The sequence below is a fragment of the Teichococcus aestuarii genome, assembly GCF_003116135.1.
In the GTDB taxonomy this organism is placed as follows: domain Bacteria; phylum Pseudomonadota; class Alphaproteobacteria; order Acetobacterales; family Acetobacteraceae; genus Pseudoroseomonas; species Pseudoroseomonas aestuarii.
On the sequence record NZ_PDOA01000009.1, the window covers coordinates 169,903 to 180,570 of the forward strand.

General features: G+C 69.5%; 10 protein-coding genes and 1 tRNA gene. 10 read left to right on the plus strand and 1 reads right to left on the minus strand.

From position 1 onward, the window contains the following. The first annotated feature begins 18 nt into the window (after positions 1–18). From CR165_RS14710 to CR165_RS26005, 6 genes are all read left to right on the plus strand, one after another. Positions 19–261 carry a DUF1150 family protein gene (locus CR165_RS14710; RefSeq protein ID WP_099093790.1) on the plus strand — a complete coding sequence of 81 codons (243 nt, stop codon included), beginning with the start codon at positions 19–21 and terminating at the stop codon, positions 259–261. 580 nt (positions 262–841) lie between these two features. Continuing rightward, positions 842–916 (plus strand) — tRNA-Thr (locus CR165_RS14715). A 171-nt stretch (positions 917–1,087) separates the two neighbouring features. After that, entirely contained in the window at positions 1,088–1,567 is a 480-nt protein-coding gene (locus tag CR165_RS14720; RefSeq protein WP_109517738.1) for a Tat pathway signal protein, read from the plus strand. A gap of 10 nt (positions 1,568–1,577) precedes the next feature. After that, positions 1,578–2,318: a MotA/TolQ/ExbB proton channel family protein gene (locus CR165_RS14725; RefSeq protein WP_109517739.1), complete on the plus strand. Its 741-nt coding sequence runs from the start codon at positions 1,578–1,580 to the stop codon at positions 2,316–2,318. A 6-nt stretch (positions 2,319–2,324) separates the two neighbouring features. After that, entirely contained in the window at positions 2,325–2,774 is a 450-nt protein-coding gene (tolR, locus tag CR165_RS14730; protein WP_109517740.1) for a protein TolR, read from the plus strand. A 13-nt stretch (positions 2,775–2,787) separates the two neighbouring features. Further along, positions 2,788–3,717: an energy transducer TonB family protein gene (locus tag CR165_RS26005; RefSeq protein ID WP_109517741.1), complete on the plus strand. Its 930-nt coding sequence runs from the start codon at positions 2,788–2,790 to the stop codon at positions 3,715–3,717. Between the two features lie 72 nt (positions 3,718–3,789). Here the strand turns inward: CR165_RS26005 and uvrA are convergent, their stop codons facing one another. Then, positions 3,790–6,690: an excinuclease ABC subunit UvrA gene (gene uvrA / locus CR165_RS14740; RefSeq protein WP_245906447.1), complete on the minus strand. Its 2,901-nt coding sequence runs from the start codon at positions 6,688–6,690 to the stop codon at positions 3,790–3,792. Between the two features lie 338 nt (positions 6,691–7,028). Here uvrA and ssb point away from each other — a divergent pair, with 338 nt between their 5' ends. From ssb to CR165_RS14760, 4 genes are all read left to right on the plus strand, one after another. Next, positions 7,029–7,586: a single-stranded DNA-binding protein gene (ssb, locus tag CR165_RS14745; protein WP_109517742.1), complete on the plus strand. Its 558-nt coding sequence runs from the start codon at positions 7,029–7,031 to the stop codon at positions 7,584–7,586. Positions 7,587–7,708: 122 nt separating this feature from the next. Beyond that, on the plus strand, positions 7,709–9,079 hold the full coding sequence (locus CR165_RS14750; RefSeq protein WP_109517743.1) for a tyrosine-type recombinase/integrase: 1,371 nt from the start codon (positions 7,709–7,711) through the stop codon (positions 9,077–9,079). Positions 9,080–9,082: 3 nt separating this feature from the next. After that, positions 9,083–10,582: a site-specific integrase gene (locus CR165_RS14755; RefSeq protein ID WP_109517744.1), complete on the plus strand. Its 1,500-nt coding sequence runs from the start codon at positions 9,083–9,085 to the stop codon at positions 10,580–10,582. After that, positions 10,554–10,668: transposase (locus tag CR165_RS14760; RefSeq protein ID WP_367604219.1), on the plus strand; the 115-nt coding region annotated here is incomplete at its 3' end. The genes CR165_RS14755 and CR165_RS14760, both read left to right, overlap by 29 nt.

Consider the following 10,668-nt stretch of genomic DNA (forward strand, 5'->3'; position numbering starts at 1 on the left):
CCAAAGGAGATTCCTGCGATGAACAAGGAAGGTCCGACACGCCCCTTCGCCGCCGCCGACGCGCTGCGTCAGCTGGCACCGGCCGACTGGGCGCGCTTCGGTGCGGAACAGATCGCCTATATCCGGCCCGTCCTGGTGGACGGAAACCCGGCCGTCGCGATCCACGCGGCAGACGGGACGCAGATCGGCGCGGCGCCGGATGCCAGCCTCGCCACGGCAGCGATCCTCCAGCACGAGATGCTGCCCGTCCTCGTCCACTGAGGCCATCGCGCGGGGGCCGGGGGAGCGATCTCCCCGGCCCTTGGCGTGCCGCGCGTCTGGCGTCAGCCCTGGACAGGCTGCTCGCCCAGTACTGCCTGCATGTCCCACACATCATCCTTGCGCCGGGTGGTGAGGCGAAGCGCCGCGCCCGGCACCTGCCCCGCCACCAGCTAGGCAGGGGACTGGCTGTCCTGCACCGGCCTGTCTTCGGCACCGGCCTGTCTTCGGCACCGGCCTGTCTTCGGCACCGGCCCGTCTTCGGCGTTGAGGACCGGGTCGCCCGGGCACAGGCCCGCTCTTGCCGCCGCGCTCCACCGCCGCCACCCGCACCCCTTCCGTCTCCGCCGACAGGGACACGCCGAGCCAGCCACGCTCCGTCCGGGCGCCGCGCAGGGCTAGGGGGAGGGGGAGCCTTGGCCTGCAGCCTGCCCCGCGCCGCCCTTCCGTCACCCGGCAGGCGGCCTCAAGCCTGATCCATAACGGATTATCGAGCTGCCCTAGGCGCGGTTCCATTTCCGGCGCGGCAGATGCAGGAAGGTGGTTGCCCTGGCCGGCGAGGGGCGCTAGAGAGCGCCCGCACGCCGACGTAGCTCAGCGGTAGAGCAACTGATTCGTAATCAGTAGGTCCCCGGTTCAATCCCGGGCGTCGGCACCAGCCCCCCCTTCCTTCATGGTTTTCGGTTTGTCCCACGGTCCCTCCCAGGGGCCGGCACGCCCCCTTGCGCGCGTGGTGCCGGATCTTTGTGGAATATTGCGAGTCATTCGCATTGCAACCGCCTCTCATTGGCGGCATAAGCCAGCGCAGTTGCGAAGGGATGATTCCACCATGCCGATCCGCCAGACACTGGGCGCCCTGGGGCTCGCCACGGCCGCGCTGCTCGCCGCGCCGCTGGCCTCGCCGGCAGCCGCCCAGGGTGCGGCGGTGCCCGGCGCCACGCCCGCGGCGGAGCGCATCGGCCTGGAGCTGAACCGGCTGGAGCCGCGCCAGAACGCCGGCGCCAATGGCTGCCGCGTCTGGCTGGTGCTGCGCAACCCCGGCGCCGAGCCGGTCGATCCGCTGCGCCTCGACCTGCTGATCTTCGGCAAGGATGGGGTGGTGGCGCAGCGCCTTTCCCTCGATGTCGGCCCGCTGCCGCGCGAGAAGACCATGGCGCGGGTGTTCGACCTGAGCACCCAGCCCTGCGACGGCATCGGCGCCTTCCTGCTGAACGATCTGCTGGCCTGCGGCGCGGCCGAGACCGCCGCCGCCTGCCTGCCCCGTCTCGCGCTGTCGTCGCGCGTCGACGGCGTTTCCTTCGAGAAGTGAGGAGGTCGCGATGAACCCGACCGACGCCGCCACCGCCCTCCCGGAAATCGCCAATGCGGCGAGCCATGCCGACATGTCGATGCTCGGCCTGTTCCTCATGGCGGACTGGGTGGTCAAATCGGTCATGATCGCGCTGGTGCTCGCCTCCGTGATCTGCTGGGCCATCATCGTCGAGAAGTCGCTGCTGCTGGGCCGGCTGGGGCGGGAGGTGCGCAAGCTGGTCGGCGCCGCCGCGCCGGGTGGCCAGGCCGCCCCGCAGGCGCCGCAGGGCGAGGGGCTGGCCGCCCGCGTGCTGCGCGCCGGCACCCGCGAATGGCGCGATGGCCGGGAGGAGGGCGAGAGCCGCTTCGAGTACCGCCACCGCATGGAGCACGCCATGCGCCACGCCCTGAGCGGCGAGCTGCGCAAGGTGGAGCCGGGCCTGCCCTTCCTCGCCACCACCGGGGCGGTGGCGCCCTTCATCGGCCTGTTCGGCACGGTGTGGGGCATCATGAACAGCTTCGCCAACATCGCGCAGAGCAACGACACCAGCCTGGCCGTGGTGGCCCCCGGCATCGCCGAGGCGCTGTTCGCCACCGCCATCGGCCTTGTCGCCGCCATTCCCGCCGTCATGGCCTACAACCGCCTGCTGGTCCGCCTCGGCCGGCTGCGGCAGGACGGGCAGGCGGCGGCGGCCGATCTGGCCTCCGGCCTCTCCCGCCGCCCGCCCAGCCGGGTGGCCGCCCACGTCAGCCACGCGGCGGCGGAGTAAGCCGGCATGGCCTTCGCCGGACCCAGCCATGGCGGTGGCGAGGATGACGGCCCGCTGCCGATGGCGGACATGAACGTCACGCCGCTGGTGGACGTCATGCTGGTGCTGCTCATCGTCTTCATGGTGGCGGCGCCGATGATGGTGGTGGGCGTGCCGGTCGAGCTGCCCAAGACCGCCGCGCCGCGCGCCGCCGCCCAGCGCCCGCCCGTGGTGCTGACCGTGGCCGCCGATAGCCGTATCTTCCTTCGCCAGGAGGAGGTGCCGGCCGCCGAGCTGGCCGCCCGCCTCGCCACGCTGCGCGAGGAGGACCCCGAGGCCCCGGTCTATGTGCGCGGCGACCGCAGCGTGCCCTATGGCGAGGTGCTGCGCGTGATGGGCCGCATCACCCAGGCCGGCATCAGCAAGGTCTCGCTGATCGCCGAGGCGGAGCCCGGCCCCGCCATTCGCGCCCGCTGAACAGGCTGATGGCATGACAACGCAGACCTTGGGTGTCGCGCCCGGCCTCGGCCTGCGCGGCAGCCGTGCCCTGGGCTGGGGCGCCTCGGCGCTGCTGCATGGCGGCGCGGCGGTGTTCCTGCTCTACGGCATGCCGGCGCAGGAGCCGCCGGCGCTGGACATGCCGGTGCTGGAAGTGGCGAGCATGCCCAGCGCCCCCGCCTCGGAGGCCAGCGAAGCCATGGAGGTGGCGGAGCCGGTGCAGGCCGTGGCGCCGCCGCCCACCCCCACCATGGCCGAGCCGCCGCCGGTGACCGCCGTGGCGCCCCCCGAGCCGGTGGCGGCCGAGCCGCCGCCTGTCGCCATGTCCGAGCCGCCGCCCGTGGAAATGGCCGATCCGCCGCCCGTGGAGGTGGCCGAGCCGGAGCCGGTGGAGGCGCCGGCACCGGAGGAGACGGTGCCGGTGCTGGATGTGGAGGAACCTCCTCCGCCACCGCCGCCCGCGCCCCCGCCGCCGCCCCGGCCAGCCCCGGCCCCGCCGCGCCCGGCGCCGCCCCGGCCGGCCCCGCGCCCCGCCCCGCCGCGCCCGGCGGCGGAGGCCCCCGCGGCGCCGGTGCGGAGCGCCCCGCCCGCCGCCGCCCCCGCCGCGCCGCAGGCCGCGCCCGCCCGCCCGGCCGCGCCGCCGGCCAGCTATGTCAGCCGCCTCAGCAGCGCGCTGGAGCGGGCCAAGCGCTACCCCACCGCCGCCCGGCTTCGCCGCCAGGAGGGCACCGGTGTGCTCACGTTCAGCATGCGGGGCGATGGCACGGTGACGGGCTGGCGCTTGGTGCGCGGCACCGGCCATACCGAGCTGGACGAGGAGATCCTGGCCATGATCCAGCGCGCCTCGCCGCTGCCCGCGCCGCCGCCCGAGATGGGAGACCCGGTGACGCTGACGGTGCCGGTCCGTTTCTCGGTGCGCTGAGCCGGCCCGGAAGCGCAGGAAAGCCCGGGGAGGGTGTCCTCCCCGGGCTTTCCCATGTCAGGCGTGGTCAGTTCAGGCGCGCTTGCGCTTCCTGGCGGGCCTGGCCGGCAGCAGCGGCGCGAGGAAGCGCCCGGTGTGGCTCTCCGGCACCGCCGCCACCTCCTCCGGCGTGCCTTCGGCGACGATCTGCCCGCCGCCATCGCCGCCCTCGGGGCCGAGGTCGAGCAGCCAGTCGGCGGTCTTGATGACCTCGAGGTTGTGCTCGATCACCACCACCGTGTTGCCCTGCTCCACCAGCTGGTGCAGCACCTCCAGCAGCTTGCGCACATCCTCGAAATGCAGGCCGGTGGTCGGCTCGTCGAGGATGTAGAGGGTGCGGCCCGTGGCGCGGCGGGACAGCTCCTTGGAAAGCTTGATGCGCTGCGCCTCGCCGCCCGAGAGGGTGGTGGCCTGCTGGCCGAGATGGATGTAGCCGAGCCCCACCTCCCTCAGCACGCGCAGCTTCTCGCGGATGGCGGGCACGGCGGAGAAGAACTCCAGCCCTTCCTCCACCGTCATCTCCAGCACATCGGCGATCGACTTGCCGCGGAACTTCACCTCCAGCGTCTCGCGATTGTAGCGCTTGCCCTTGCAGGTGTCGCAGGTGACGTAGACATCCGGCAGGAAGTGCATCTCGATCTTCAGCACGCCGTCGCCCTGGCAGGCCTCGCAGCGCCCGCCCTTGACGTTGAAGCTGAAGCGCCCGGGCTTGTAGCCGCGCGAGCGGCTGTCCGGCAGCTCCGAGAACCAGTCGCGGATCGGCGCGAACAGGCCGGTATAGGTGGCAGGGTTGGAGCGCGGCGTGCGGCCGATCGGCGACTGGTCGATGTCGATGATCTTGTCGAGATGCTCCAGCCCCTCGATCCGCTCATGCGGCGCGGGCACGGTGCCCGCGCCCATCAGCCGGCGCGCCACGGCCTTGTAGAGCGTCTCGATGACGAAGGTGGACTTGCCGCCGCCCGAGACTCCGGTGACGCAGGTGAAGGTGCCGAGCGGGATGCCCGCGCTCAGGCCCCGCAGGTTGTTGCCGGTGGCGCCGACGACGCGCAGCATCCGCTTCCCGTCCACCGGGCGCCGCTTCTCGGGCACCGCGATGGCGCGGCGGCCGGAGAGATAGGCGCCCGTCACGCTGTCCGGGTGCCGCGCCACCTCCTCCGGCGTGCCCTGGGCGATGACGCGCCCGCCGCCCGCGCCGGCGGCCGGCCCGATGTCGATCAGGTGGTCGGCGGTGCGGATCGCGTCCTCGTCATGCTCCACCACCAGCACGGTGTTGCCGAGGTCGCGCAACCGCCGCAGCGTGCCGAGCAGCCGCTCGTTGTCGCGTTGGTGCAGGCCGATGGAGGGCTCGTCCAGCACGTAGAGCACGCCGGTGAGGCCGGAGCCGATCTGGCTGGCCAGCCGGATGCGCTGGCTCTCGCCGCCCGAGAGGGTGGCGGAGGACCGGGCGAGGGAGAGGTAGTCCAGCCCCACATCGAGCAGGAAGCGCAGGCGCTCGATGATCTCCTTGAGGATGCGGCGGGCGATCTCGGCGCGCTGCGGGGTGAGGGTCTCCTCCACCCCCTCGAACCAGGGCAGCGCCTTGCGGATGGACAGCTCGCTGGCCCCGGCGATGTGCATCCCCGCCACCTTCACCGACAGCGCCTCGGGCTTGAGGCGGGCGCCGCAGCAGGCATGGCAGGGCCGGTCCGCCTGGTAGCGGGCCATGTCCTCGCGCACCCAGGGGTTGTCCGTCTCGCGCAGGCGGCGGGCGAGGTTGGGCAGCACGCCCTCGAAGGGCTTCTTCACCTCGTAGGCGCGCAGCCCGTCCTTGTAGCGCAGCGCCACCACCTCGCTGCCCGTGCCGTTCAGGATGGCGTCCCGCGCCCGCTCGGGCAGCTCGGCCCAGGGGATGCTGGTCTTGACGCCGAGATGCCTGGCCAGGCTCTCCAGCGTCTGGTCGTAATAGGGCGCGCTGTTGCCGGCCCAGGCGGCGATGGCGCCGTCGGCGATGCTGCGGGTGTCGTCCGGCACCACCAGGGCGGGGTCGAAGAAGCTTTCCGTGCCGAGCCCATCACAGACCGGGCAGGCGCCCTGCGGCGAGTTGAAGGAGAACAGCCGCGGCTCGATTTCTTCGAGTGTGAAGCCGGAAACGGGGCAGGCGTAGCGGCTGCTGAACACCGTGCGCTCGGCGCTGTCGGCATCCTCCGCATAGGCCACGCCGTCGGCCAGGGCCAGCGCCGTCTCGAAGCTGTCCGCCAGCCGCTGCGCCAGCCCCTCATTGCCGACGACGACGCGGTCCACCACCACCTCGATGTCGTGCTTCTTGCGCTTGTCGAGGCTGAGCGCCTCCTCGACGCGCATCAGCGTGCCGTTGATCTTGACGCGCTCGAAGCCGCGCCGCTGGTACTCCGCCAGCTCCTTGCGGAACTCGCCCTTCTTGCCGCGCACCACGGGGGCCAGCAGCAGCAGCCGCGTGCCCTCGGGCATGGCCAGCACACGGTCCACCATCTGGCTCACCGTCTGCGCCTCGATCGGCAGGCCGGTGGCGGGGGAGTAGGGCACGCCCGCCCGCGCCCAGAGCAGGCGCATGTAGTCGTGGATCTCGGTTACCGTGCCGACGGTCGAGCGCGGGTTGTGGCTCGTCGTCTTCTGCTCGATCGAGATGGCCGGGGAGAGCCCCTCGATGGAATCGACGTCCGGCTTCTGCATCAGCTGCAGGAACTGCCGCGCATAGGCCGAGAGGCTCTCGACGTAGCGGCGCTGCCCCTCGGCATAGATGGTGTCGAAGGCGAGGGAGGATTTGCCCGAGCCGGAGAGGCCGGTGATGACCGTCAGCGTGTGCTTCGGGATGTCGATGTCGACATTCTTCAGGTTATGCTGACGCGCGCCGCGGATGCGGATCTGGTCCTTCTGGCCATGGGGCTGCCCGGCGGGGGCCAGCGAGGTCTTCGGCAGCGTCTTCAACGGCGGCTCCTGCTCAGGGGCATCGGGGGGACGGGAAGGGGCGTTCACATTGTGTTCCGGTGCGCTTTGTGCCAGTATCCGCCGCCCACGGGAAGTGCTCGCGGGAAGTGGGCGTGCGCGCGGACAGGACAAGGTTCCGGTAACGGGGCTGGCCGAGCCAAGTTGGTATGGCTAGGTTGCACCGATGCGCGCCCTCCGGCCCCTTCGCGGGCACCGCCCGGGCACGCACATGAATGTGAAACGGGCCCGCCGGGACCGGACCGTGCCCCGCCCGTCGCGGCGGGGTGCGCCCGGCCTGGCGGGCGAGAACGGATGAAGGACCGGGCAGCATGGCCGGCAGCGTCAACAAGGTGATCCTGATCGGCAACCTGGGTCGGGACCCGGAGGTGCGGAACTTCCAGAATGGCGGGCGGGTGGTGAACCTGCGCCTCGCCACGACCGACACCTACAAGGACCGCGAAGGCAACCGGCAGGAGCGCACCGAATGGCATTCGGTGGCCATCTTCAACGAGAAGGTGGGCGAGATCGCCGAGAAGTATCTCCGCAAGGGCAGCAAGGTCTATGTCGAGGGCAAGCTGGAGACCCGCAAGTGGCAGGACCAGGCCGGCCAGGACCGCTATTCCACCGAGGTGGTGATCCGCAATTTCGGCGGTGAGCTGACCTTGCTCGACGGCCGCGGCGGCGAGGGCGGCGGTGGCGCCGGGGGCGGCGGTGGCGGCGGCTATGAGGGCGGCGGCGAGCGCAGCGGCGGCTATGGCGGCGGCCGCAGCGGTGGCGGTGCTGGCGGTGCTGGCGGAAATGGCGGCGGCGCCGCCCGCCCGCAGCGCGGCGGCTGGGACGCCCCCAAGGGCGGCGGCAGCGACCTGGACGACGACATCCCGTTCTGACGAGTACCATCTAAAAGTGTGAAGCAGAATAATGCTAGGGCCCTGGAAACAGGGCCCTTTTTTCTTGACGTTTCAAATCCGAACTGCAATCCTTCTGCCTTGGTTCTAGGGACCATCGTAGAATGACAAGAACGAAGCTCGAATCGGCCGCTGATAACGACAACAATCCCTATACGATCGAGTGGATTCGTTTTGAATCTGGGGAGAGGCTGCCGCTGCTGGTCCGGAGGGCGGCGGGGTTGCCAATTGAAGCGCCGGCATACTGGATTACCGCGAGCGAGCGCCCACTGAACAAAGCTGCCAAAACTCTTGAGAAGCAGCTGCGGCAACTCATGCTGCTCTACCTCTGGGCTGACGCCCGCGGTAGCACGCCGGAGGGCCTCATTCGGGCGCCCGGCTTCCTCAGCCTCGAGCAGTTAAACGACCTGGATCGGTTCTGCCGCCAGCGGCTACCCCATGCTGTCGCGGAAGCCCTAAAGGCCCGGGGTGCCGGCGGGAACGTAGTCCGCTCTCGCGGCCGAGGACCGAAGAAGCAAGGTCCGTTAGGCATCCAGTCCGCCGTCGGCCACCGCCTCGCGGTCATTCATGCGTTCATCGACTATGTCAGTTTCGCCCGCGCCTCCAGGATGCAGCCGGGCAGCGAGGCGCGCAGAGTCTATGAGGAGGCGCGAAAGGCTATCCTCGGCTCTTTGCGGGAGCGCGCTCGCGCATCTATTCGCCCCCGCAGCCCGGCGGAGGCCCGCGAAGGCTTGCCGAAGGAGACGCGCGAGCTACTCCTGGCCGCGATCAAACCGGGTCACGCAGGCAACCCTTGGAAGCTTCAGGTCCAGAAGCGGAACGAGCTGATCGTCCGCCTGCTGTACGAACTTGGCATGCGGCGGGGAGAGGTGCTCTGCCTGAAGGTCAGGGACGTCAAGCTCACGCCCGACGGCGGCCTCCTGAGCATCGTAAGACGCCCTCAGGATCCGGAGGACCCGCGACGGGAAAAGCCAGAGGTGAAGACCCTGGGGCGCGAACTGGCCATTGGGCATGCCCTGCGCGAGCTGTTCATCGGTTACTTGGCGGAGCGCCGGAAGCTGCCGGGCGCGCGGCGGCATCCCTTCCTGTTCGTCAGCGCTACTGACGGGGCGCCACTGAGCTTGTGGAGCATGACCAAGATCTTCAAGACATTGCGGAAAGAGGTAAAGAACCTGCCGGACGATCTAACGGCGCACGTGCTCCGGCACGACTGGAACGACCGGTTCTCCGAGATGTCGGACCGAGCGGCACCCAACCGGACAAGCCAGGATGCGGTGAAGGAGGAGCGCGCGCGGGCCTATGCCCAAGGGTGGACTAACCCCGAGACGGCAAGGGTCTACACGAGGCGCTGGACGCGTGAAGCCGCGAACAAACGCTCTTTGGAAATGCAGGAGCGTAGGGAGGTTCTCGTCGAGCGAACGGACGAAGGCCGGGTGTCACCCGACCAGCGGGCCAATGCCGAGGGGGAGGGGTAAACCATGTCAGCGATTATCCGCAGCCTCGCCGGGAGCATTCCCCCACTTCCCTCGAGGCTGTTCCTTCCGGACGGCCAGGAGATCGACACTGGGACCGACCCCTGGCAGGTGGCGGACCTCTCCTCGGGATTAAGCCGGCTCTCCTTCAGCGGTTTCTCCGCCCTTCATCCGCACGTCGTCCTACGGCTGCAGCATACCGTTGCCCATTATTTAGAAACGAGATCGGTCGCACATGTTCGGAACTTGTTTTGGTGCTTTCATGACCTCCACCAAGCGGCCTTCGCAGAGGCCGCACCGGGGAAGGTCGAGCGGATTGAGTTGGCTCACCTCCTGAATTACCAAGGGCGTCTCACGAAGGACACACTCTGGAAACTCGGCGTTGTCCGCATTCTGCTGGAGAAGGCCGCCCGCCTCGGGTTCGGCTTCTGCTCGGCCGAGGCGTTAGCGTGGCTCGACGAGGCCGTAATCCCAGGCAACCCGAAGGGCGTCGATGTCCGGACGCGGGATCCCAACCGCGGCCCGTTCACCGCAGCCGAAATCGAGACGCTCAACGCAGCCTTGAACGACGCTTATAGAGACAGCGAGATCGACCTCGCTGACTATGCGGCGGGCCATATCCTCCTGGCCTTTGGCGTACGCAGCCGGCAGCTTGCCGCGCTGAAGGAGAAGGACCTGATCGTCGTTCCGGCGAAGGACGGCGATGCGCGGTATGTCCTGAGGATTCCCCAGGCCAAACAAAGAGGCGAGCTAACCCGAGACAGCTTCAGGGCGCGGCCGTGCGACCGCCGGGTCGGCCGCCTCATTGAGCGCCTGATTGAAGAGAACCGCGGCCGCAAAACCGATCCGGAGGTGCCCGCCGACGACTGGCCCATGTTCATCGGTTCAAGCCGCGATGAGAACCCCCCAGGCTTCGCATATCACCTGAATGCACGGGGAATCGCTACCCGCATTCGGCAAATCATCGAGCGCCGGACGGAGATGACCGCGAACTCCAAGCGGTTCCGCCACACCCTGGCACAGAACATGGCGGACGACGGGGCGTCCAAATACGAAATCGCCGAGGCGCTCGGCCAAGCCGACACCCAGCAGGTCGGCAAGTACATCGAAGCCAGGCCGGAGATGGTCGCCCGACTCAACCACTTGGCCGAGGACTTCGCCCCCATTATGCAAGCCTTCGCCGGCATTTTGGTCTCTCGCGAGGACCTCGGGGCGCGAACCTCTCCGCAGGGCAAGCGCCTCCATGACCGCGCCCTGGCAGCCAGCGGAGAGCGCCCTCTGGGGCACTGCGGACAGCACGGCTTCTGCGACATAGCGAAGCCGATTGGCTGCTATACCTGCAGCTCGTTCCGCGCGTGGGATGACGGCCCGCACGAAGAGATCCTGGCAAAGCTGCTGGAGGACAGGCAGCGGAAGGTCGACCGCAGCCTAGAGGTTGTTATGGACCTCTGGCCTGGTAACGATCAGGTTGCGGGGCATGACTGCCCGCAAGCCGTACCCATCTGATGTGTCTGATGAAGAATGGGTGCTGGTCGCGCCCTATCTGACGCTCCTGCCGGAGGACGTCGGACAGCGGGAGCATTCATTGCGCG